At 36.4% G+C, this 23265-nt stretch carries 20 protein-coding genes and 1 pseudogene; 5 read left to right on the forward strand and 16 right to left on the reverse strand.

The features are described from left to right. The first annotated feature begins 14 nt into the window (after window positions 1-14). Window positions 15-1364: a carbohydrate ABC transporter permease gene (locus tag AC4BC7_RS08840; protein WP_490502655.1), complete on the forward strand. Its 1350-nt coding sequence runs from the start codon at window positions 15-17 to the stop codon at window positions 1362-1364. 5 nt (window positions 1365-1369) lie between these two features. Further along, window positions 1370-2242, forward strand: a complete 873-nt coding sequence (locus tag AC4BC7_RS08845) for a sugar ABC transporter permease (protein WP_490502656.1) — start codon at window positions 1370-1372, stop codon at window positions 2240-2242. A gap of 85 nt (window positions 2243-2327) precedes the next feature. On the opposite strand, the gene AC4BC7_RS08850 is transcribed toward AC4BC7_RS08845, so the two are convergent. Together AC4BC7_RS08850 and AC4BC7_RS08855 are read right to left on the reverse strand one after the other, a co-directional pair. Next, a complete protein-coding gene (locus AC4BC7_RS08850; protein ID WP_490502657.1) occupies window positions 2328-4061 on the reverse strand; it encodes a glycoside hydrolase family 13 protein in 1734 nt (577 codons plus the stop codon). Between the two features lie 145 nt (window positions 4062-4206). Then, window positions 4207-4692: a MarR family winged helix-turn-helix transcriptional regulator gene (locus tag AC4BC7_RS08855; protein ID WP_490502658.1), complete on the reverse strand. Its 486-nt coding sequence runs from the start codon at window positions 4690-4692 to the stop codon at window positions 4207-4209. Window positions 4693-4838: 146 nt separating this feature from the next. Here AC4BC7_RS08855 and AC4BC7_RS08860 point away from each other — a divergent pair, with 146 nt between their 5' ends. Both AC4BC7_RS08860 and AC4BC7_RS08865 read left to right on the forward strand, forming a co-directional pair. Continuing rightward, the gene (locus AC4BC7_RS08860; RefSeq protein WP_490502659.1) at window positions 4839-7178 is read left to right on the forward strand and encodes an ABC transporter ATP-binding protein/permease; all 2340 of its coding nucleotides are present in this window, start codon (window positions 4839-4841) and stop codon (window positions 7176-7178) included. Window positions 7179-7346: 168 nt separating this feature from the next. Further along, on the forward strand, window positions 7347-7622 hold the full coding sequence (locus AC4BC7_RS08865; RefSeq protein ID WP_207942378.1) for an amphi-Trp domain-containing protein: 276 nt from the start codon (window positions 7347-7349) through the stop codon (window positions 7620-7622). A gap of 37 nt (window positions 7623-7659) precedes the next feature. On the opposite strand, the gene AC4BC7_RS08870 is transcribed toward AC4BC7_RS08865, so the two are convergent. The 4 genes and pseudogenes from AC4BC7_RS08870 to AC4BC7_RS08885 all read right to left on the reverse strand — a co-directional run bounded on the left by AC4BC7_RS08870 (window position 7660) and on the right by AC4BC7_RS08885 (window position 12419). Continuing rightward, window positions 7660-8712, reverse strand: coding sequence for a bifunctional transcriptional activator/DNA repair enzyme AdaA (locus AC4BC7_RS08870; protein ID WP_207942379.1), 1053 nt, complete (start codon window positions 8710-8712; stop codon window positions 7660-7662). Window positions 8713-8869: 157 nt separating this feature from the next. Next, window positions 8870-10492, reverse strand: coding sequence for an alpha-glucosidase (locus AC4BC7_RS08875; RefSeq protein WP_490502660.1), 1623 nt, complete (start codon window positions 10490-10492; stop codon window positions 8870-8872). A 105-nt stretch (window positions 10493-10597) separates the two neighbouring features. Beyond that, window positions 10598-12172, reverse strand: coding sequence for a ribosomal protection-like ABC-F family protein (abc-f, locus tag AC4BC7_RS08880; protein ID WP_207942381.1), 1575 nt, complete (start codon window positions 12170-12172; stop codon window positions 10598-10600). Between the two features lie 60 nt (window positions 12173-12232). Then, window positions 12233-12419 (reverse strand): annotated as a pseudogene (locus AC4BC7_RS08885) (hypothetical protein). Between the two features lie 151 nt (window positions 12420-12570). Between AC4BC7_RS08885 and AC4BC7_RS08890 the strand changes: the two are divergent. Next, window positions 12571-13929: an Nramp family divalent metal transporter gene (locus AC4BC7_RS08890; RefSeq protein ID WP_207942383.1), complete on the forward strand. Its 1359-nt coding sequence runs from the start codon at window positions 12571-12573 to the stop codon at window positions 13927-13929. Window positions 13930-14031: 102 nt separating this feature from the next. Here AC4BC7_RS08890 and AC4BC7_RS08895 read toward each other — a convergent pair whose 3' ends face one another. From AC4BC7_RS08895 to AC4BC7_RS08940, 10 genes are all read right to left on the reverse strand, one after another. After that, complete coding sequence (locus AC4BC7_RS08895) at window positions 14032-14661, reverse strand: DUF421 domain-containing protein (protein ID WP_207942384.1); 630 nt, start codon at window positions 14659-14661, stop codon at window positions 14032-14034. A 10-nt stretch (window positions 14662-14671) separates the two neighbouring features. Then, window positions 14672-15121: a DUF3290 family protein gene (locus tag AC4BC7_RS08900; protein WP_490502661.1), complete on the reverse strand. Its 450-nt coding sequence runs from the start codon at window positions 15119-15121 to the stop codon at window positions 14672-14674. A gap of 109 nt (window positions 15122-15230) precedes the next feature. Further along, window positions 15231-16415: a phosphoglycerate dehydrogenase gene (locus tag AC4BC7_RS08905; protein ID WP_207942386.1), complete on the reverse strand. Its 1185-nt coding sequence runs from the start codon at window positions 16413-16415 to the stop codon at window positions 15231-15233. Next, window positions 16416-17501 (reverse strand): 3-phosphoserine/phosphohydroxythreonine transaminase, encoded by a 1086-nt coding sequence (gene serC, locus AC4BC7_RS08910; protein WP_207942387.1) that lies wholly within the window; start codon window positions 17499-17501, stop codon window positions 16416-16418. 440 nt (window positions 17502-17941) lie between these two features. Then, a complete protein-coding gene (locus AC4BC7_RS08915) occupies window positions 17942-18367 on the reverse strand; it encodes a PTS sugar transporter subunit IIA (protein ID WP_243430737.1) in 426 nt (141 codons plus the stop codon). 171 nt (window positions 18368-18538) lie between these two features. After that, the gene (locus tag AC4BC7_RS08920; RefSeq protein ID WP_490502662.1) at window positions 18539-19570 is read right to left on the reverse strand and encodes a Gfo/Idh/MocA family protein; all 1032 of its coding nucleotides are present in this window, start codon (window positions 19568-19570) and stop codon (window positions 18539-18541) included. A gap of 14 nt (window positions 19571-19584) precedes the next feature. Continuing rightward, a complete protein-coding gene (locus AC4BC7_RS08925) occupies window positions 19585-20553 on the reverse strand; it encodes a sugar phosphate isomerase/epimerase family protein (RefSeq protein ID WP_207942390.1) in 969 nt (322 codons plus the stop codon). A 2-nt stretch (window positions 20554-20555) separates the two neighbouring features. Beyond that, window positions 20556-21269 carry a ThuA domain-containing protein gene (locus AC4BC7_RS08930; RefSeq protein ID WP_207942391.1) on the reverse strand — a complete coding sequence of 238 codons (714 nt, stop codon included), beginning with the start codon at window positions 21267-21269 and terminating at the stop codon, window positions 20556-20558. Beyond that, the gene (locus AC4BC7_RS08935) at window positions 21269-22015 is read right to left on the reverse strand and encodes a sugar phosphate isomerase/epimerase family protein (protein ID WP_490502663.1); all 747 of its coding nucleotides are present in this window, start codon (window positions 22013-22015) and stop codon (window positions 21269-21271) included. The genes AC4BC7_RS08930 and AC4BC7_RS08935 overlap by 1 nt, the downstream gene beginning before the upstream one ends. Before the next feature lie 31 nt (window positions 22016-22046). After that, a complete protein-coding gene (locus tag AC4BC7_RS08940; RefSeq protein ID WP_207942393.1) occupies window positions 22047-23120 on the reverse strand; it encodes a Gfo/Idh/MocA family protein in 1074 nt (357 codons plus the stop codon). Window positions 23121-23265: the final 145 nt, after the last annotated feature.

Genomic DNA, 23265 nt, shown 5'->3' on the forward strand with positions numbered 1-23265 from the left:
GAGAGTGGAAGGCTATGTTTACAAGAAAAAAATATGTACAGAAAACAACCTTTCGTGAGTTATTCAAAAAAGGCGATGCAATGACAAAATTGTCATTTGTTATTATGGGATCTGCAAACTTTGCCAATAAACAATGGCTTAAAGGATTGATTTTCCTAGGGACACAAGTTGCTTTTCTTTTTTGGTTAATTCGCAACGGATTAACAGCATTAAGTATGCTATCAACATTAGGAACAAAAGAACAAGGGTTAGTCATGGATAAGAAGTTAGGAATTCCTGTGCTTCAAGAAGGCGACAACTCGATGCTCATTTTACTTTTCGGTATTGCAGCTCTTTTACTTTGTATTTTAATGATTGTTCTTTATATCGTAAATCTAAAAAGTGCACGTCATCTTTATGAATTAAAACAAGCAGGTCAAAAAGCACCTACAACAATGGAAGATTTGTCTAGTTTGTTAAATGAACGTTTCCATGCAACTTTGATGACCATTCCATTATTAGGTGTTTTATTCTTTACTATTTTACCGTTAATTTATATGATTTCTATCGCATTTACAAACTACGATCATAACCATCTACCACCGAAGAATCTATTCACATGGGTTGGTTTTTCAAACTTTGCCAATGTTTTAAATGGAAAAATGGCAGCAACCTTCTTCCCTGTTCTTAGTTGGACATTAATTTGGGCAGTCATTGCAACAGCTACTTGTTTCTTCTTTGGTGTCTTATTAGCATTATTAATCAATCGAAAAGGCATTAAATTTAAAGGGCTTTGGCGAACAATTTTTGTGATTACCTTAGCTGTACCACAATTCGTTTCATTGTTAATTATGCGTAACTTATTAAACGGTGCTGGCCCGATTAATGCCACATTGATGAGTTGGGGATTAATTGATACAGCGATTCCTTTTTTAACTGACCCATTATGGGCGAAAATTTCTGTTATTTTTGTAAACATGTGGATTGGTTTACCAGCAACAATGTTAGTTTCTACAGGGATTATTCAAAATCTACCGGAAGATCAAATTGAAGCAGCGCGCATTGATGGTGCAAATGCCTTCCAAATTTTTAGAAACATTACGTTCCCACAAATTTTGTTCGTTATGACCCCTGCTCTAATTCAACAGTTTATTGGAAATATCAATAACTTTAATGTTATTTTCCTATTAACAGGCGGTGGACCAACAAATTCTGATTTTTATGGAGCAGGATCAACCGATTTACTGGTAACTTGGTTATATAACTTAACCTTGAATACGATGGACTACAACTTGGCTTCAGTTATCGGTATCTTAATCTTTATCCTCTCTGCAGTATTTAGTTTAATTGCCTATACTCGAACAAATTCATTTAAGGAGGGCTAACGACTATGGAAGCAAAAAAGAAAAATAAAAGCTATAAATCAAGTCAACGAATTTCCTTAACTGGAAGTTATATCTTATTAATCGTCATGTCTATTGTCTGGATGTTCCCGATTGTTTGGATTATATTATCGAGTTTTCGTGCAGAAGGTGGCGCGTTTGTTCCTTATATCCTCCCTAAATCGTTCACATTAGATAACTATAAAATCTTATTAAGCAATACAACAGGTAGTTTCCCATTTGTCCGTTGGTTCTTAAACACGTTGTTTGTGGCAACAATTAGTTGTATTTTATCCACTTTTATTACCATCGCAATGGCTTATGCGCTTTCTCGTTTACGTTTTAGAATGCGTAAACCAATTTTGAAAATCGCGTTAGTATTGAACATGTTCCCAGGATTTATGAGCATGTTTGCGATTTATTACATTTTAAAAGCTTTGGATTTAACTCAAACAAAATTTGCGTTAATTTTAGTTTATTCTGCTGGTGCAGCCCTTGGATTTTACATTGCCAAAGGATTCTTTGATACAATTCCAATGGCTCTGGATGAATCAGCTATGATTGATGGTGCGAATAAATGGCAAATCTTCACAAAAATTACGTTGCCTTTATCTAAACCAATGATTGTTTATACCTCTTTAATGGCATTTATGGGACCTTGGATGGACTTCATCTTTGCCAAAGTAATTATGGGTGATAAAGTTGAAAACTATACTGTAGCGATTGGGCTGTTCTCAATGATGACAAAAACAACAGCCAACTCATTGTTTATGGCGTTTACCGCTGGCTGTGTCTTAATCGCTATCCCAATTACGATTTTATTTATCTTCATGCAACGCTTCTATGTTGCCGGAATCACTTCTGGTTCTGTAAAAGAATAATCTTTTGTAGTAGTGAGACAATTGTTTCACTACTACTTTTTTAGATTTAAAAAGGTATGTGCCATTCGCTGCACATACCTTTTTCTTAGGATTTCTTCAAAATCAAATAACTATATTCGTCTAGTTGAAGTTGTTCGCTTAAAGGAATCAGTTGAGAGTGAATCAACTCAACAAATGTTTGTCCTTGCATTTCTTTAGGTACATCCACTGTCTCTTTCCCTTTTGTATGAAAGACAAAATAAATCGTTTCGCCAATGGAATATTTCTTAAAGATAATCGTATGGTCTGTGACACTTAAAAAGTCATATTCGCCTGCATAACCAATCGTTGGATAATTTTTTCGTAATTGGGTTAATTGAGCAATATTGCTCGTTGGCGTGACTTCCCAATTCATGCAGCGACGATTATCCGGATCGTCTTCGCCTTGGAGATAAATTTCACTTCCATAATAAAAACAAATGGACCCTGGCGTCGTTGCCAATAAAGCAAAACACATATCAACTTTACGATAATCGTTTTGCGCACTGGTGATAATTCTTGGGGTATCATGACTATCTAACAAAGTCATCATACCCAGATTTTGATTTTTAGGATAACGAGTATACGCATGAACAAACTGTTCAAGAAATTCATAACCATTCAGTCGTTCAGTCGCAAGCCATTCTTGGATAGGCTTAGCTAAAGGATAATTCATCACCCCATCAAATTGATCGCCATTGAGCCATGCTTGACTATCGTGCCACAGTTCTCCACAAATATAGACATCTGGCTTAATGGATTTGACTGCTGCTCTAAATTTCTTCCAAAATTGATGATCTACCTCATTAGCGACATCCAAGCGCCAACCATCAATATCTGCTTCGAGGATCCAATAACTCGCTACTCGAATCAAATAGTCAATGACTTCTGGATGACTAGTATTTAGCTTGGGCATATGATAAGAAAAATTCAAATAAGAATCTTCTTCAAAATAGAACCAATCGTAATACTTAGATGCTTTGCCTTTGGTTTGCGCATCTTTAAATTGATAAGAAGTCCAGCCAATATGATTGAAGACCGCATCTAACATAATACGTATCCCTAATTGATGTGCTTTATCTACTAATTCTCGTAAATCTTCTTTCGTTCCAAAATGTGGATCAATCTCAAAATAATCTTCTGTATCGTATTTATGAGAGGTTGGTGATTTAAAAATAGGCGTAAGATAAATTCCCGAGATTCCTAAATCAGCCAAGTAGGGTAATTTATTGATGATTCCACGCAAATCTCCTCCATAAAATTCGAATTCTCCTAACACCGCTGACGATGCACTTGACCAAGCATGTGTTTTTTGCGGATCGTTTGTCACATCGCCATTCGCAAAACGTTCTGGAAAAATCTGATACCAGACCGTCTCTTTGACCCATGCTGGTGCTACAAACAAATCGTTCTCATGGATGTACGGAAACGAAAAATAACTATTAATGTCATTTTGAATAAATTCATCATCCGGTGAAAAGAAACCACGCTCTACAAATAGGACTTGTGTTTGTCCATCGTCTAACAAAAAACCATATCTAGCTTTCAAATTATGTGGTTGTATTTCTGCAAACCAATAATCAAATAACTCCGTTGAAAATTCTTTACGCATGGTTACTTGTTTTTTCTGCCACATCCAGACCCCTTTTTCATTGGGTAACCAACCATCTTCATGATCAATTAATAGAGTGACAGAGAGTAAATCATCACGTTTACTTCTCAGACGAAAATGAAGCGTTTGTGCATCATACGCATAGGCATAATTGCTTTTAGTTTTGTGTAAAATTGCTTGTTTCTCCATGTTATTCCTCCTAAATTTTCATTAAGCATATCTCTATTATGCAATCGATTGCAGTTATAATCAACAGTTAAACAATGTATTTTCAAAAAAACATAAGATAAACAAAGCAACCGATTGCAAAAAAAGATAAAAAGGAAAGCCGTTATTATTCTAACAGCTCTGTAGGCACACATCTTGAAACATTCATTTGTTTGTACTTCGCTAATACTTCCAACGCCCCTGTCAAATGATTCGTAACCGTTTGATAATCTTCTGGCGTTAATATAGAAAACGTCTCGGCTAATTTATGTTTCACTTGCTTTTCTTTTTGTGCAAATAACGCCTTGCCCTCTTTCGTGGTAAAAACATTCACGATGCGACGATTTGTTTGATTATGTTTCCGTTGAACAATTTGACGATTTTCCAAATTAGTAATGGAACGACTAATCTGAACTTTAGAAGTTCCCACTTGTTGGGCTAATTCTGTCATAGAAATGCCTTCATTTGTTGCTACAATTAAAATTATTATTATTTCCATTTTAGTTAGTTTTAAATCTGCTAAATCTACTTCTAAATCTTGAAAAATCAACTGACTCATAAAAGAAAAAATATCCGTAAATACCGAAATATCTAATTCTGATGGTTGCTTCATCCTTGTTCCCTCATTTCTCCTTTAGTTTAAATGATTTTAAAAAAATTATCAAATGATGATTGTTGATTTTTGTTAACTATTATGATACCGTTAAACATGAATTTAGTTAGAGTTGTTGGTAAATTTAAACAGAGAAGAGTGTCACAATGTTAGAATTAAAAGATATTAAGAAACATTACACGGTTGGTTCAACCACAACAAAAGCCTTAGATGGCGTTTCGGTCGCTTTTCGTAAGCAGGAATTTGTTGCCATTTTAGGGCCAAGTGGTTCTGGTAAGACCACAATGTTAAATGTCATTGGTGGTTTGGATAAATATGATTCTGGTGATATGATCATCAATGGGAAATCAACCAAAACTTTCAAAGATCGTGATTGGGATGCTTATCGAAATAACTCGATTGGCTTTATCTTCCAAAGTTATAACTTGATTAGCCATCAAGGAATTATTGATAACGTCGAATTAGGGATGACGTTGAGTGGTATTTCAAAATCAGAGCGTCGCGAAAAAGCCGAAGATGCGTTACGTCGAGTTGGTTTAGGCGATCATATGAACAAAAGACCCAATCAATTATCTGGTGGACAAATGCAACGTGTGGCAATCGCTCGCGCATTAGCCAATGATCCAGATATTTTACTTTGTGATGAACCAACAGGGGCGTTGGATTCAGAAACAAGTGTTCAAATTATGGAGTTAATTCAAGAATTATCCAAAGAAAAATTAGTTGTTATGGTGACCCATAATCCAGAATTAGCCAACCAATATGCTGATCGTATTATTGAATTTTCTGATGGTCGCATCCAAAATGATACCCATCCACACATTGAAGGTGAAAAGAAAGACGAATTTCATTTAACACATACAAAAATGAAGTTCACGACAGCCTTGCGTTTATCTTTCAATAATATCCGTACTAAAAAAGGACGAACTTTTTTAACTTCCTTTGCATCTAGTATCGGTATCATCAGTATCGCGATTGTCTTGTCGCTATCAACGGGCTTCCAAAAACAAATTGATAATACACAGTCCGAGACGTTATCACAGTTTCCAATTACTATTTCTCAAGTGACAACTGAACAAGATCCCGAAAACTTCCAAAACAGTACGTCAAAAGGAACCTTCCCTACTGAAAAAGAAGTGACTGCCAAAATCAGTGATGCCGACCGCGCACAACATACCAATAAAATCGATCAAGAATATATCGATTACATTGAAAATATCAATCCTGATTTGAGTAATAATATTGGTTATACACGTTTAGTCAATATGAATTTATTACGTGAAATCGATGGTAAACCAGAAATGGTGAAATTCTCTAACGAAGCAGCTGATAGCCAAACTGGTTCGATGATGGCCATGATGGCAGCCCAAACTGGCGTCGGGATTTCTTCATTCCCACAACAATTAGATCCAGACAAAGGGAACTTTTTGAAAGATAACTACTCATTACTTGAAGGAAGTTATCCTGAAAACGCGAATGATGTAGTCTTAATTATTGATAAAAACAACACCACAAACATTAACTCTTTGAAAAACTTAGGGTTTGACGTTAAAGATGGTGAAAAAATTGCCTTTTCAGATATCATTGGTACCAACGTTACCTTAGCGTATAATGATGCATTTTACACTGAATTACCCACAGGCAACTTTATTCCAAATCAAGATTTAGAAGCGGTCTATGATAACAGCGACAATGAAGAATTGACAATTTCAGGCGTGTTACGAATTAAAGATTCATCAACAATGGATCTATTAGCACCTGGTATTGCCTACAGCGATACGCTAGCTCAAAAAATCATTGAAAAAAACAGTGACTCTGCGATTGTTAAGGCACAAAAAGACAGCGATATAAATGTCATGACCAATGAGCAATTAGATGACACAGCTAAAGATAATTTTTTGAATTATCTTGGAGCAAGTACTACACCATCTAGCATTATGTTATATCCAAATGACTTTAAATCAAAAGATCAAGTATTAGATTATTTAGATGCGTATAACAAAGGTAAAAGTAAAGAAGATACAATCATTTACAGTGATTTAGCTGGAACGATGACGCAATTAACTGGTGGCTTAATGGACGCTATTACCTACGTTTTAATTGCTTTTGCGGGTATTTCACTTGTAACAAGTATGATTATGATTGGTATTATCACTTATACTTCTGTGCTAGAACGTACCAAAGAAATTGGGGTTCTAAAAGCCTTAGGAGCACGTAAAAAAGATATTACACGAGTATTTGACGCCGAAACAGCTATTTTAGGAGTAGCATCTGGGTCATTAGGGGTAGCAATTGCTTACCTAGCAACTTTCCCAATCAATGCTGTCTTATACAACTTGACTGAACTAGAAAATGTCGCAACCTTAAACCCAGTTCATGGATTAATTTTAATTATCATCAGCACAGTATTAACGATGATTGGTGGACATATTCCTGCACGCATGGCAGCTAAAAAAGATGCCGCTATCGCTTTACGTGCGGACTAGTCAAACATTCCTGTAATATGACAATATAAATACCTGAATAAACGAGAGCTAGCTCCATATTTTATGGCACTTCTCTACGATTGTTCAGGTATTTTTCTTTTTATACAGGATATGACAAGTGTTATTCAGTTATACTAGAAGTAACTAATACACAAGGAGGTTTTTGCCATGCGTGAACCAAAACCAATGACAGAAATATTGATTGACCATGAAGAGAAACAGTCACTTGTTGCCTTTGCTACGACATTAGAAACCATTGCTAAAAAATTAAAAGAACAAGGTAGCTTTCAATTTGTTCAAGGAACCAAAGCAATTTCTATTACGCCAAGTGAACAGCTAAAAGTTGAATACAGCTATACAAAAAAAGCGGATAAACATTCTTTTGAAATAGAATTCGACTGGTCTGAAGGACAAAAAGAAATGCCTTCAATGTCAATTGAATAAAGCTTTTTTCGGACAATGTTAATGCTTTGTCCGTTTTTTAGTCAGCACGCATTCTTCGCTCTAAATCTAACAGATATTTTTTACGAGCGATACCCCCACCATATCCGCCTAGTTCTCCATTAGTATTAATGACACGGTGACAAGGAATGAGAATAGCTAATTGATTGGCACCATTCGCATTGCCCACTGCTCGAACTTTATTTTTATCCCCTAATTGGATGGCAATGTCTTTATAATTCACTGTCGCCCCAATCGGAATGTCACATAAAAGCTGCCATACTTTTTCTTGAAATGCTGAACCTTCAGTATGAATTGGAATTGTAAAATGAGTAAGTTCTTCTTTAAAATACAACGCTAATTCGTTGGCTAAATTTTGCGTAATGACAGTCTCTCCGTGAATAATTCTCGCGTTGTATTTTCTCCGCATTTTTTCAATTTCTTTTTCTAATCCCCGACGATCCAAGAATTCCAATAAATATAGATAAGAATCATCTGAAAGGCTAATCATCCGACCAATAGGCGTTGAAATAAATGAAGCGTACAAAATTTTTACGACACCTTTTTTGGGTGGATTCCCCATAATTTTAGTAAATGCATCATTAAATCCACTAGACGATTGGTAGCCTGAATTCAGCTGCTGCTCAATCACTTTGCTGCCACTCTTAATTTCTTTAAAAGCCATTCCCATACGTCGAGCTCTGGCATATTGAACAAAGGTCATATGATAAATCTGTTTGAATTTTCTTCTAGCAGTTGCTGATGTCATCCCTAATTGCGCAAAATCAGCTTCTCGCCAGTGCTTGTTTGGATTTGCTTCAATGGCTGCCACTAATTCGCTCACTTCATCGGGTAAAGATTTAGGAAAAGAGAGCGGCGTGCATCGCTTACAAGGTCGATATCCAGCTAATAACGCTTCTTCAGCTGAAAGATAAAATTCACAGTTTTCAAACTTTGGTTTTTTGGCAGTACATGTCGCATGGCAAAACACGCCGGTTGTTTTAATGGCTGCGAAAAAAATACCATCATACGTAGAATCCTTCCTCACAAGTGCTTCATAATATTCTTTTCGGGTATCCATTGCTGTAATCAATCCAAAGACTCCTTTATTGTTTTATTTAATTATAAGAAAAAAACGGGCAATCTTCTCTCGAAAAATGAACAACTATTTTTTAATTTCAGTCTACCATCACCTATTGCAGAGAGTATAAGAAAAAATGGAAGAAAACTAATTCTCTTCCATCTCTGTCTTATTTTCTATACAACCGGGCTTCATATGGGCGTAAACAATCGGTTACGTCCTCCTCATAATTTGCTAAAATAATTTCTTGATTTTGTAATGCGCTTAAATAATCGCACGTTTGTTCCGTTTCCCCTAAATTAACCACAATTGTAAAGCACGCTTGGTCATCTTTTCTTTCATAACAGAAAAGATGGGCACTATTCAGTTCAATATAATGGAATTTTCCATTGATAAATGTTGGATTTTCCTTACGTAAAGCAATTAATTGCTTGTAAAAATGATAAATAGATGCTGAATTCCGTTGTTCTTCGACGACATTCAACCAGTTTTTATTTTCATTAATAGCTAACCATGGTTCTTTTTCCGAGAAACCTGCAAAAGTAGAGGCATCCCATTGCATCGGAGTACGGGCATTATCGCGAGTAGTTCCTGAAATGACTTGCATGGCTTCTTCGATTGTTGCTCCAGTTTCAATTAAACTTTCATAGAGATTTATAGAATCAACAGCATCAATTTGCGCAATGCTTTCAAATTGGTTATTAATCATCCCAATTTCTTGTCCTTGATAAATAAATGGCGTTCCTTGCAATAACATAAAGGTCATTGCCAATGCCTTACCAGAAAGCGTACGATATGCGAGTGAATCATTCCCAAAAGCAGAAATACTGCGAGGAACATCATGATTTTCCATATATAACGCATTCCATCCACGACCGTCAGCTAATGCTTCTTGCCAACGAATCAAGGCATTTTTAAATGACAATAAATCGATGCCTTCATCGTTGCGTGTTCGCCACAAATCAATATGTTCAAACTCAAAAATCATATCAAAATAGCCGTGTTCTCCGACCCAAGCGGTAGCTTCTTCGGCTTTGACTCCGTTGGCTTCTCCTACTGACATCACTTGATGTTTTTTCAATAGCGCACTTAATTCTTTCAGGTAAACATCGATACCTTCTATATTTTTATAATTGCCATTCACATCAGCAAAATCAAACGGGCGATGCCAGTCATCTTTTTTAATATGTGAAATTGCATCAATTCGGAATCCATCTATGCCTTGTTCAATCCACCATTCAATCATCTCGAAGATTTTTTGACGCATTGCTGGTGAATCCCAATTCAAGTCTGGCTGCTCTTTAGCAAAGGCATGGAAATAATATTCGCCTCGCAGGTCATCATATTCCCAAACCGAACCACCAAAAATAGCATGCCAATCATTTGGTTCTTTACCATCAACCGGTGGATGCCAAATATAAAAATCACGATAATCATTATCGCCACCTTTTCGTGACTCTTGGAACCAATAATGTTGATTTGATGTATGATTAATCACCAAATCCATAATAATTTTAATGTCTAAGTCATGGGCTTCTTGGACTAAGCATTGAAATTCTGCCATCGTGCCAAAATCGGCAGAAATGGCACAATAATCCGAAATATCATACCCATTATCGACATTTGGGGATTCATAAATTGGCGTAATCCAAATAAAATCTACCCCTAATTCTTTTAAATAACTTAATTTTTCACGGATACCATTAATATCTCCTAAACCGTCATGATTGGTATCTTTAAAGCTTCTTGGATATATTTGATAGCCAATTGCTTCTTGCCACCATTTGCTCATTTGTTCCTCTCCTTCCATTTACTCTTATTATACGGAAACGGTTTCTAAAATGTAATTATTTTCTCTAAAAAATGATTGGCACCTTTGCGATACCAATCATTTCGTTCAGTCATCCAATGGTAATTTTTGAATCTGTTCGTCAGCAATTTGTAAACGTGTCTCGAAATTTTTCTTTAGAAAATAGCGATCATGTGTTACAGCTAAAATCGTTCCAGTAAAACTTGCAAGTAACGCTTCAATCTCTTCACGAACATAAATATCTAAGTGATTCGTTGGCTCATCTAAAATCAAAAAGTTGATTTTTTGTTGTAATAACCGCATTAAATACAGACGCACCTGCTCACCACCAGATAAATCACCAATACGTTTGGTGACATCTTCCCTAAAAAAGCCGTGCTGTGCCAACATCTGTCTGGCTTTTTGTTCCTCACCAATAAACATTTTCGTGTACGATAATATGCGCTGATTTGTATCGGGAAAAGTTAGCTGTTGTGGTAAATACCCCAATTTCAAACTAGCGCCATATTTGATTTGTCCTTCATCTACTATTTCTTGATTCATAATTAAACGTAACAACGTCGTTTTACCAGAACCATTTTCACCGACAATAGCGACGCGTTCACCACGATAAATCGCAAAATCACTTTCTGTAAAAAGTAATTTTTCACCCATAATCTTCCCAATTTGCTGCGCGATAATAACTTCTTTTCCAGAACGCGAGGCTTGATCAATGGCTCGCAAACGCTTTTTAGGGACATCAGGCGCTTTAACTAAGATCATTTTTTCTAAACGTCGTTCTAATTCTTTGGCTTTTTTAAAGAAGGCTTCGTTATCGCCTTCATTCCCCCATTGACGATACCGATGAATCATCCGTTTGATTCGCTGAATTTCTTTTTGTTGCAACTCGTAATTCTTACTTAATTCAACCATTCGAGCATTTTTCAATTCGATATAACGACTATAATTACCTGGATAATTTATCAGCTGACCGTCTTCAATTTCAATGATCCGCTTAGTAACTGCATCCAAAAATGCTCGGTCATGAGAAATCACGATAAACGAAGATTTCGTGGTCTTCAGATAATTTTCTAACCACTGAATCCCTGCTAAATCCAAATGATTGGTTGGTTCATCTAAAAGTAACACATCATTTTCTTGAATTAAAATCTTAGCTAACTCTACACGAACACGTTCGCCACCACTCAGTTGATGCAACGGTGTCTGGATTTGTTCTGCTAAACCTAAGCCTTTTAGAGTTGTTACAATTCGATCATTTAATTGATAACCGCCTTGTTCTTCAAACTGCTGCTGTAAGCGACCATAATACGCTAAAATACGTTCCAAATCGGCGGTTGTTTCCATCATTTTTGCTTCATAATGGTGAAGTTGTGCTTGTAATTCATGTAATCCAACAAAACTGTGACTAATATACTCAAACGCTGTTCTATCGCTCATCGTTAGCTGTTGCGGAACCCAGCCGATTGACACCCCTTTTTTACGGCTGATTACGCCCTCTTCAATGCCTTCTATTCCTAATAAAAGTTGAAACAAGGTCGTTTTCCCCGTACCATTTTGTCCCACTAAACCAATTTTTTCATTTTCATTAATCTGAAGTGTTAAGTTTTCAAATAGTGGTGTCCCACTAAAATTTTTACTGATCTTATTTGCTTGAATATACATACTCTTGCTCCTTTAAGACCACTCAAAAAGGCCATGGAAAATCCATGACCTGTCGTTATTTTATTCATCCATAATTCGTTGATAATTAGGGTAAACATACTGAATGGTCATTGATTTTTGTTTTATTTTGACTGTTTTTGGACACACTGCTCCCGTAAACGGCCATTGTAAAACCAATCGCGTGACTAAAGCTGATATGATAGCGTTGATAATTTTCAGTCGCTGTTATTTTAGTCAAGCATACCATCGAATACGTTCCCTCCTTTGTTGTTCTTATTTATTATAGCGAATTTATAATTCTAGTGCAAATCGGATTATTTTTTACTTGTTTTTTTCAAATATTAGGAGTACGATAGATACGAATTTAGGGTTACCTAAAATTTAGCGAGGTTTTGATGATGGAAAATGAACAAACAAAAAAACTCGTCTCCTATGCAAATGGTCCGAGCTTAGAAGAAATTAACGGTACAGTCACGGTCCCTCAATCTGGGAATTTTTGGAAAAATTTAGTTGCCTTCTCAGGTCCTGGCGCGCTCGTTGCAGTAGGATATATGGACCCCGGAAACTGGATTACTTCCATTGGTGGTGGAGCTAAGTATGGCTATTTATTAATGTCGGTCATTCTCGTTTCCAGTTTAATTGCGATGTTATTGCAATATATGGCCGCAAAACTAGGAATCGTCACGCACATGGATTTAGCCCAAGCCACTAGAAAATTCACAGGTAGAAAATTAGGCGTTGTACTTTGGATTGTCACAGAGTTAGCAATTATGGCAACTGATATTGCTGAAGTCATTGGCGGCGCCATTGCTTTAAATTTATTATTTGGCATTCCTTTATTAATGGGCGTTGTATTAACTATCTTTGATGTATTGCTTTTATTAGTTTTAACACGTTTAGGTTTTCGAAAAATTGAAGCAATTGTAATGACCTTAATTCTTGTTATCTTAGTGGTATTTCTATATGAAGTCATCATTGCTCAACCCTACATGCCGGATGTGTTGAAAGGTTTAATTCCCCAAAAACAAGTCTTACATCATGGTGAATTAACCATGGCATTGGGGATTGTTGGTGCCACTGTCATGCCTCATAATTTATATTTAGGCTCTTCCATTTCTCAATCACGTAAATACAACCGTAATGACGAAGAACAGATTGCCAACGCCTTGCGATTTTCAACTTGGGATTCAAATATTCAATTATCCGCAGCTTTTTTTGTCAATTGCTTATTATTAATTCTAGGAAGTGCTCTATTTTTTGGTCATGGCGATGAATTAGGAACCTTTTCTGCTTTATACAATGCCTTGCAAGATTCTTCGATTGCTGGTGCAGTGGCTAGCCCCGTATTAAGTACGCTGTTCGCAGTAGCATTATTGGCTTCTGGACAAAATTCAACGATTACTGGTACACTCACTGGACAAGTCGTGATGGAAGGTTTTATTAACATGAAGATTCCCACTTGGGCTCGCCGAATCATTACTCGTGGTCTTTCAGTAATCCCTGTCTTAGTATGTACGATTTATTTTGGAGCAAATGAACAAGCATTAGATAATTTATTGATTTATTCGCAAGTTTTTTTGAGCTTAGCTTTGCCAATTTCTATGATTCCTTTAGTTTATTTTACAAGTTCTGAAAAAATCATGGGCAAACGTTTCAAAAACAATAAACTGGTTGCTGGATTAGGTTGGGGCTGTACGATTATTTTGACTCTTTTAAACATCGAATTAATTATTGAAACATGCGCTCAGTTTTTCTAAAAAACAAGACAACACCAAATAAGCTAGAATGAATAGTGGATCGTTCTAGCTTATTCGGATAGTTGACTGTTAAAGAGACCTCCCACTTACACTTGTCTCTTTTTAATACTCATATAACTTAATCTCTCCTGAAATATATTCACCCAAATAAATCGCTGAAACTTCTTTGCCTGATAACTCATGGACTTTATTGATTAGCCATGCTTCATCTTTATTGACGATATCCAAGAGGTCTTCATTAATTTGTCCATCCATAATAATTGGATAGCGGATATTTTCATCCCCTTGCTCAATAATCGTTAGTTGACCATTTTGCTCTAAGACAGCACGTTTAACTTTTGATACTTCATAAATACCATTACTACGTAGCTTAAACATTAAATCATTCGCTGAAATGCCATGTTGGAGGCACGTCGCAATATCAACTGTCCCGTTATGAATCAAGGTTGTAGGTTTACCATCAATAATATTTTTCACAAAACGGTTATGCTCTTTTGCAAATTTTACGATTAAAACCAAGGTCGTCCAGACAATTAATACTAAAACGAACTGTAATACACTAATCGCATCATTGTAAATCACTCCGCCAATAATTCCCCCAAGTACGTAATTTTGTACCTGATCCATCGCAGAAGAGGGTGCTAAGTTCCCTTTTCCCATAATATTGATTTGAACAATCAAACATAAAATACCTAACGCTAATTTGATAATAATTGGACTATATAAACTCATCTTCTTCCTCCTAATCTACAATCGTGACATTGGTATTTGCGAGATATGTTGGTTCTAAACGAAATGAATTACGATCATTACTTAGATGTAAAACATAATATTTCTCATCGACTAAAAATAATGTTTCATCGCTAAGCGTTAAATTATTAACATAAATTTTCTCAACAGGTACATTTAATTGCTCCGCCACCGTATGTAAGAAACCTGCCATTTGGGAAGAATTCTCATCTTGCGCTTCTTCTTGTTGATATTCCGTATATTGTGTTCCTAAAACAAACAATAAACTTAAAAATAAAATCAAACTCAAGTCACGATATTTTGTTTGAATTCGTGAACGCAAATAACGAATAAAGACAAATATAAAGAAAATTAAAATACCAAAAATAATAACATATTTAATCACATCATTAATACTCCCCCTGTTTTCAAGATAATTGAGACCATAAAAATTGATTGACATGTTTTTCCCCCCATAATTGTTTTCTTTAGTTTACTTGAATTGGTCTTTTTTCAAAACAAAAAACATCTGAATGAAAATTCATTCAGATGTTTTTTAGATAGTATTCACATTAATAAGATGTCTCTGTGTTTTTAATAGTACGAACACGAATGACATCAGAATTTTGTTCTAAAAGAGAAACAACGTTAGCTAATTTATCTTCGTCAGTTTCATTAATATCTACCAAAGTATAGGCGTAATCGCCACGTCCACGATTAATCATGTTATCGATATTAATTTCTGCCGCAGCAATTGTTGAAGAAATTTGACCTAACATATTTGGAACGTTTCGGTTAATGATTGTAATGCGATAAGGTGAGTAGAACGCCATTTCAACAGTTGGAAAATTCACTGAACGTTTAATCGTTCCAGTTTCTAAGAATTTTTTCAACGTACGGGCTGCCATTTTCGCACAATTAATTTCTGCTTCTTCAGTTGATGCACCTAAATGTGGTAACACTAAGATTTTTTCATTATTTAATAAACGTTCATCTGCAAAATCAGTAGTAAAACCAGCAAGGTATCCATCGTTAACAGCTTTTAAAATTGCTTCAGGATCAACAATTTCACCACGAGAAAAGTTAAATAATTTGGTCGTTGGTTTCATCATTGCTAATTCTTTGTCACTGATTAAATTACGTGTTTGCTCAAGCAATGGTACGTGAACTGTAATAAAATCACATGTTGAAAAAATTTCATTAATTTCAGTTGCACGTTTCACACGACGTGAAATACTCCAAGCTGTATCAACTGAAACGTGTGGGTCATACCCGATTACTTCCATACCTAAACGATAGGCATCATTAGCAACCATCGCCCCAATTGAACCCAAACCAATAACTCCTAATTTTTTACCTTCCAGTTCGTTACCAGCAAATTGTTTTTTATTTGCTTCTACTTGTTCTTCAATGTTTGAACCAGTTAAATCTTGAACCCAAATAGCGCCTTGAATAATTGGACGAACACTTAATAATAAGCTCGCAATCACTAATTCTTTGACAGCATTCGCATTGGCTCCTGGTGTGTTAAACACCACGATTCCTTTTTCAGTACATTCTTCTACAGGAATGTTGTTCGTCCCAGCACCCGCGCGAGCAACGCCTAGAACTGATTCTGGAAATTCGTAGTCATGTAATTTTTGACTACGTAAAATAATACCATCTGGAGTTTCACTTTGATTGACTTGATAATTGTCTTCATCGAAACGACTCATACCTTCTTGAGCAATTGCGTTGAATGTTTTAATCTGAAACATTTATTTCTCTCCATTCTCATCTTCGAATTTTTTCATAAAAGCAACTAGCGCTTCAACGCCTTCTTTTGGAAATGCGTTATATAGACTCGCACGCATACCACCTACCGAGCGGTGACCTTTCAAGTTTTGGAAGCCTTGAGCTAATGCTTCTTGGTTGAATTTTTTATCTAAGTCAGCGTCACCCGTTACAAAAGGAATATTCGTCAATGAGCGATAGTTTTGATCTACGGGGCTGGTAAATAACGTAGATGCTTCAATCGTATCATATAATAATGCCGCTTTTTCTTGATCAAGTTTCAAGATTTCTGATAATCCACCTAACTCTTGAATCCATTCAAAGACTAATTTCGCAATGTAAATGGCATATGTTGGTGGTGTATTATATAACGAATCATTAGCTGCTTGAACAGCAAAATCTAACATTGGTGAAAAGATTGCTTCTTTATTTAATAAATCCTCACGAATAATTACGACGGTTAATCCAGATGGTCCAATATTTTTTTGAGCACCAGCATAAATCAAACCAAAATCTTCTACTTTATAATCATTGGCTAAAATATTTGAAGACATATCCGCCACAATCGGCACATCGCCCACATCGGGAATTGTTTGATACGAAATCCCACCAATGGTTTCATTCGTAGTAATATGAAGATATGCTGCCTCTTGATCCACCATATCTTTAGTGATTTCTGGCACATAAGTAAAATTCTTATCTTCACTTGATGCAATTACTTCTACTTTTACACCATCAATTGCTTTTGCTGCACTAATAGCTTTTTTAGCCCAAGCACCAGTATTTACGTATAAGGCTTTTTTGCCAACAGCTAAATTTAATGGAATCATTGAAAATTGTAAGCTTGCGCCACCTTGTAAGAATAATACTTTATAATTATCAGGGATACCCATAATTTCTCTTAACAGTTTTTCTGCCTCTTTAATGATGTTATCAAACAAGGAGGAACGATGACTCATTTCCATCACGGACATTTCACTACCTTGGTAATTCACAAGTTCAGCTTGTGCTTTTTCTAATACAGGTTTTGGTAATACGGCAGGGCCGGCAGAAAAGTTATAAACAGTCATTCTTTTTTTCTCTCCTTCTAACAATAAGATGTGATTTTTATTATAGCAGATAGCCGTTAAATTAAAAAGATTTAACCAAAATTATTTTCATTTTTTCTGAAAAAGTTCGTATTTTCATTAAATATCCGATTTTTTAACGATAATTTTGTCTAGAACAATCGTTTTTCACAAACATATTTCTAAATACAACCTATTTTCCACTTAAAAATGGTGATAAAATGAGAAAAAGAGAGATTGCTCTCTCTTTCGTTGTGACGAGACAAATCAAGAATCTGAAATTCTTGGATTTCAGCATTGAATTCATATTTAAATAGATAAGAATGGCTACATCTTTTGCGCAACTCTTCACGAAAACTGTCTATTTCGACATAAAAAGCGACTAAAACAGATAGCTGCCTCATTTTTTATGCTACTATTCCAAACAAAGTTTTTGCAAAATATTATAATTCTTCTTGGATCATCGCTTTGAACTGTGCTTCATCAGAAGCTGCTTGTAAACGCGTTAGAAACTCATGGTTTTTAGCTTTTTCAATAATTCGTTGGAGTTGGTCTAGGTGGGTCACTTTATCTCTTACTAACAGGACAAAAATAATGCGTGGTGTTAACAATGTTGTTTTATTGGTTCCCATTTGATAGAACTCTAGCGGCTGTTCATTTAAAATACCTACAATCACGTCTTCTTTGGCATATGTTCCATCACTATGCGGTATTGCTACGGGTGGATCACTTGGTAAACCTGTAGGAAAACGTTCTTCTCGTTCTCTTAACGCCGCTTCGAATTCCATCGTTGCCCAGTCTTTATCTACTAAAAATTTCGTGACTCCTTGAAATAATTCTTCTTTTGTTTGAAAGTTTGTTTGATACATTATCTCTTTTTTCACCATGTTTTTTCTCGCTACACGTTTACGTAATCGTAGCTTCCCCCTTCTTCATCTTTTTAAATGTAAACGCTAACATAAATGTAGCATATTTTTTGTTACTTTGGAATATTAGTTGTAAAAAAAGCACAGATAAGAACTTCTCATCTGTGCAATCTTTTATTTAGCTGCTGCAAACATTTGCTCAATCAATTCTAATACATCACGAACTTCATTGTTTTTAACGATTGGTTCTGCGCCATCACGTACAACAGAATAGAAGTTTGCATAAAATGGTTGATATTCGGCTTTTGCTTCTGGGAATTCGACTTGCTCCGTTGCTTCTTCTGAAGGAGGGGCCATCGTTTTCGTCAAACCTACACCTGCTTGAATTGGTTTTGGTGCTGAAGCATCCTCATCGTGAGTTGCACGAATAATTTCTCCTGAAAGATCCCAGTCATCGATTCGTGCTGTGCCTTCAAATCCTTTAACATACCAACGAGGTAACGTTGTGTAATTACTAGTTCCGACTTCAATTAATGCTTTTACGCCATTTTCAAATGTTAGATAACTAATAAAGCCATCGTCCACTTGATCGCCTAAAACATAGCTAAAATCAACGACGAATTTTTTAACAGGACTATCTACTAACCATAAAATTTGGTCCAATAAATGAACGCCCCAGTCCAATAACATTCCGCCTCCATGCTCAGGTAAATGACGCCAGTCACCTGGAATCCCATTTGCTCCTTGTACACGTGATTCTAATTGAAACACTTCTCCAATTTGTTGGTTTTGATAAAGGTCACGAACCACTAAAAAGTCAGGGTCCCAACGACGATTCTGATGGACCATAAAGGTTTGACCAGTTTCTTTGGCAACTGCTAAAATTTCATCTAGTTCTGCCACATTCATTGCAACTGGTTTTTCACAGATAACTTTTTTCCCTGCTTGTAGACCACGAATCGCCAATTCTTTATGGCTGTCATTAGGTGTTGCGATTAGAATTGCTTCTACGTTTTCGTCTGTTAGCACGGCTTCAAAGCTAGCGTAAGCAGTTAAGCCTTTTTCAGCTGCGGCTTGACGACGTTCTTCTAACACATCGTATACACCTAATAAATTGATTTTTTCTTTTTCAGTTGGCATTAATGTATGGGCATGGTAAGAACCCATCCCACCATAACCAATAATGACAAAATTAATTGCTGACATTGTCTTTACTCCTTTTACGCCCACCACATATCTGTTGGTTGGTCATTAATCATAATTGTTCGTAAATTCGTAATTGCGCGGTTTAAGCCTTCATCAATTGACATGATTGGATCTTCATGTTCGATACTTAAAACATAGTCATAGCCTTGAATTCGTAAAGCAGAAATAATGTCTGACCAGACTTTTAAGTCATGTCCACAACCAACGGAACGGAAAGTCCATGCACGCGTTTTTACATTTCCATAAGGTTGCATATCTGTTAGTCCATGCATATTGATATTGTCTTGATCTAAATACGTATCTTTCGCATGGAAATGATGAATCGCATGTTCATTCCCTAAAATCTTCACTGCGGCAACAGGATCAATTCCTTGCCACCATAAATGACTTGGGTCTAAGTTACAACCAATTGCTTTACCAGTCGCATCACGTAAACGCAACATAGTATATGGTGTATGTGCTAAGAAACCACCATGTAATTCAATCCCAATCTTCACACCTGCTGCTTCAGCTACAGTGTTGATGTCTTTCCAGTAAGGAATTAATTTTTGTTCCCATTGGTATTCATAACTATCACTGTATTCTGTTGGCCAAGGTAAGACCGGCCAGTTCACTTGAGTGTCTGTAGCATTTCCACCAGCTACACCAGAGAAACCGTTCACCACTGGAACGTTCATTAAATTCGCTAGTTTAATAGTTTTACGTAACAATTCATCGGCTTCTTGCGCTACTTCTTTAATGGGCGAAATAGGATTATGATGCGCACTCAACGCTGAAATCTCTAAGCCTTTATCCGATAATTTATGCAAATATTCTTTTCGTTCATCGCTACTTGCTAATAATTTATCAATATCTAAATGCGCGCTACCTGGAGAACCGCCTGTACCGATTTCCACTGTTTGCAAGCCTTTTTCTGCTACTTTTTCTATCATTTCATCAAAAGTTAAATTGTTAAATAATGGGGTAAATACGCCTAATTTCATCTTTATTTCGCTCCTTCTCTTGCTTGATAATGACCATAAGTTGGATAATTATTTTCTGTTGGTGCGCACCAACGAATACCGTTTTTAATCACGCGTTGAACTTTTTCATTGTAATAACTTGGATACGTTTCGTGACCTGGTTGGAAATAGAAGATTTTACCATTTCCTCGACGATACGTACAACCACTACGGAAAACCTCTCCACCTGGGAACCAGCTTACAAAAACTAACTCATCCGGTGCAGGAATATCAAAGTGTTCGCCATACATTTCTTCTTGCTCTAATTCAATAAATTCTCCGACACCTTCAACAATTGGATGACTCGGATTAACGTTCCAAATACGGCAATGTTGCCCATCTTCACGCCATTTCAAATCACAGGAAGTCCCCATTAATTTTTTGAAAATTTTAGAAAAGTGACCCGAATGTAACACGATTAGTCCCATTCCTTCTAAAACACGTTGATGAACACGATTGACGATTTCATCAGACACTTCATCATGTGCCATGTGTCCCCACCAAACAAGGACATCTGTTTCTGACAATACAGCTTCTGTTAACCCATGTTCAGGTTCATCTAAGGTAGCTGTCTGAACAGTAAATTCTTCTTTAATAAACGCTGCTAGTTGTCCATGAATACCTTCTGGGTACATTTCACGGACTTCTGCATCTGTTTTTTCGTGGCGAAATTCATTCCACACAGTTACTTGGGTCATCAATAGACCTCCTCAATAAGTTGTTTTAGTGTTTTCACATTTAGTTGTGCAGCTTCTAGTGGCGAATAATTTTGGAAAGCTTCTTGTTCAACCACTAACCACGGCAATGCCAATTCTTTGGCATAGGCGACATACTCTTTTAATGGTAGTACACCCGCACCCAATTCGGTACTTTCTTCGAGAACTGCCTGTTTATCTTTCATATGAAATAAACCAATGGCTGTTTTGTGGGCTTTAATCCATGCAGCAACATCGACGCCAGCATGTGCTAACCAATATAAATCTACTTCTAATTGCAAGTTTTCAATTTTACGAGCTAACAAATCGACAACATCTGTCCCTGCAATTTCTAAAAATTCATGAGCATGATTGTGATAATACACATTCATGCCACGAGCAGTGACTGCTTGAGAAATAGTCTGCATCGTCACAATGAATTCTTCCCATTCTGCTAAAGTTGAAAAACTTGCATACGGCACAATTACGCGACGATTGCCAATGGCTTGTTCAAAGTCTAAGGTTACTTCCAAATTATCTCGTAATTGTTCATAAGGAACATGAGATCCTGCAATTTCTAATCCCAATTCAGCTACCAATGCATTAATTTCTGTAGCCGTTTTGTCATAATAACCAGCAAATTCGACGCCATCATAACCAAACGCTTTGACTTGTTCTAAAGAACCTACAAAATCATTTGCGCAGTCTTCTTGGATACTCCAAAGCTGTAAAGCAACTTTTGGTTTCATCATTTCCCTCCTAGTCTCTGCTCATTTCTGCTTATAAAAAGACAGGTTGTCCTGTTTCTGCTGACTTGTAAATCGCTTCTAAAATTTCGGTTACGACCAAAGCTTCCTCTGGTTTTACGACAGGTTCTGTATCATTGATAACAGCATCAATCCATGATTGAGCTTCCAATGTTGCAGGGTCTTCCCCAGCACCATCGTAAAAATCAACGCCGCCTGTTTCTAATTCCACTTTTTTATCAAATAACAAGCCGTGTGCTTCACCGTTGATTGTTAACCCATCATTCATATCCGCACCACCTTTTGTTCCAAATAGCGTCGTTTTCGCTTCTTTAACATCTAAGCTATTTAATGCCCAGCTGGCTTCTAGATAAATGGTAGCACCATTTTCCATCACAACAAAACCAAAGGCGGAATCTTCTACAGTGAATTTTTCAGGATCCCATGGTCCCCAAGCATTGGCAGCATTTTTTGTTTCTGCTAATTTATGATAAGTATTCCCTACCACATATTTTGGTTTGTAATTGTCCATCATCCATAACGTTAAGTCTAACGCATGTGTACCGATATCAATTAACGGTCCGCCACCTTGTGCTTCTTCATCTAAAAATACACCCCAAGTTGGTACGGCACGACGACGAATCGCATGCGCTTTTGCTGAATAAATTTCTCCTAATTCACCTTCTTCACATACTGTGTGTAGATGTTGAGAATCTGTACGGAAACGATTTTGATAACCGATTGTTAATTTTTTACCAGTACGTTTTGAAGCTGCAATCATTTCGCGAGCTTCTTCTGATGTTTTTGCCATTGGTTTTTCGCACATTACATGACTACCAGCTTCCATCGCTGCAATTGATAATTCGGCATGTGATGAGTTTGGTGTTAGCACATGAACGACATCCAACTCGTTATCAGCTAGTAATTCTTTATAGTCTGCATAAACCTTTGCATCTGCTGTACCATATTTTTCTTTGGCTTCTTTGGCACGTGCAACAATAATATCGCAAAATGCCACCATTTCTACTTCAGCTACATTTGCTAATGCAGGCAAATGTTTTCCTTTAGCGATTCCGCCACATCCGATAATTCCAACTTTTACTGTCATTACTTTCCTCCTGAAAACGTTTTTAATTTGATAAATTTATTATAACTGAGAACGATTCCATATTCTTCCCAGATTTCATCCAAAAAATTCCCGAATTTTGCGCTAAAAAATAACTTCTGAAACAAATTACTGTTTCAGAAGTTAT

The organism is Enterococcus sp. AMC1623 (assembly GCF_058216495.1).

Coding starts and splice junctions, on each gene's coding strand:
- AC4BC7_RS08840 (WP_490502655.1), top strand. CDS start 15: ATGTTTACAAGAAAAAAATATGTACAGAAAACAACCTTTCGTGAGTTA.
- AC4BC7_RS08845 (WP_490502656.1), top strand. CDS start 1,370: ATGGAAGCAAAAAAGAAAAATAAAAGCTATAAATCAAGTCAACGAATT.
- AC4BC7_RS08850 (WP_490502657.1), bottom strand. CDS start 4,061: ATGGAGAAACAAGCAATTTTACACAAAACTAAAAGCAATTATGCCTAT.
- AC4BC7_RS08855 (WP_490502658.1), bottom strand. CDS start 4,692: ATGAAGCAACCATCAGAATTAGATATTTCGGTATTTACGGATATTTTT.
- AC4BC7_RS08860 (WP_490502659.1), top strand. CDS start 4,839: ATGTTAGAATTAAAAGATATTAAGAAACATTACACGGTTGGTTCAACC.
- AC4BC7_RS08865 (WP_207942378.1), top strand. CDS start 7,347: ATGCGTGAACCAAAACCAATGACAGAAATATTGATTGACCATGAAGAG.
- AC4BC7_RS08875 (WP_490502660.1), bottom strand. CDS start 10,492: ATGAGCAAATGGTGGCAAGAAGCAATTGGCTATCAAATATATCCAAGA.
- abc-f (WP_207942381.1), bottom strand. CDS start 12,172: ATGTATATTCAAGCAAATAAGATCAGTAAAAATTTTAGTGGGACACCA.
- AC4BC7_RS08890 (WP_207942383.1), top strand. CDS start 12,571: ATGGAAAATGAACAAACAAAAAAACTCGTCTCCTATGCAAATGGTCCG.
- AC4BC7_RS08895 (WP_207942384.1), bottom strand. CDS start 14,661: ATGAGTTTATATAGTCCAATTATTATCAAATTAGCGTTAGGTATTTTA.
- AC4BC7_RS08900 (WP_490502661.1), bottom strand. CDS start 15,121: ATGTCAATCAATTTTTATGGTCTCAATTATCTTGAAAACAGGGGGAGT.
- AC4BC7_RS08905 (WP_207942386.1), bottom strand. CDS start 16,415: ATGTTTCAGATTAAAACATTCAACGCAATTGCTCAAGAAGGTATGAGT.
- serC (WP_207942387.1), bottom strand. CDS start 17,501: ATGACTGTTTATAACTTTTCTGCCGGCCCTGCCGTATTACCAAAACCT.
- AC4BC7_RS08915 (WP_243430737.1), bottom strand. CDS start 18,367: ATGTATCAAACAAACTTTCAAACAAAAGAAGAATTATTTCAAGGAGTC.
- AC4BC7_RS08920 (WP_490502662.1), bottom strand. CDS start 19,570: ATGTCAGCAATTAATTTTGTCATTATTGGTTATGGTGGGATGGGTTCT.
- AC4BC7_RS08925 (WP_207942390.1), bottom strand. CDS start 20,553: ATGAAATTAGGCGTATTTACCCCATTATTTAACAATTTAACTTTTGAT.
- AC4BC7_RS08930 (WP_207942391.1), bottom strand. CDS start 21,269: ATGACCCAAGTAACTGTGTGGAATGAATTTCGCCACGAAAAAACAGAT.
- AC4BC7_RS08935 (WP_490502663.1), bottom strand. CDS start 22,015: ATGAAACCAAAAGTTGCTTTACAGCTTTGGAGTATCCAAGAAGACTGC.
- AC4BC7_RS08940 (WP_207942393.1), bottom strand. CDS start 23,120: ATGACAGTAAAAGTTGGAATTATCGGATGTGGCGGAATCGCTAAAGGA.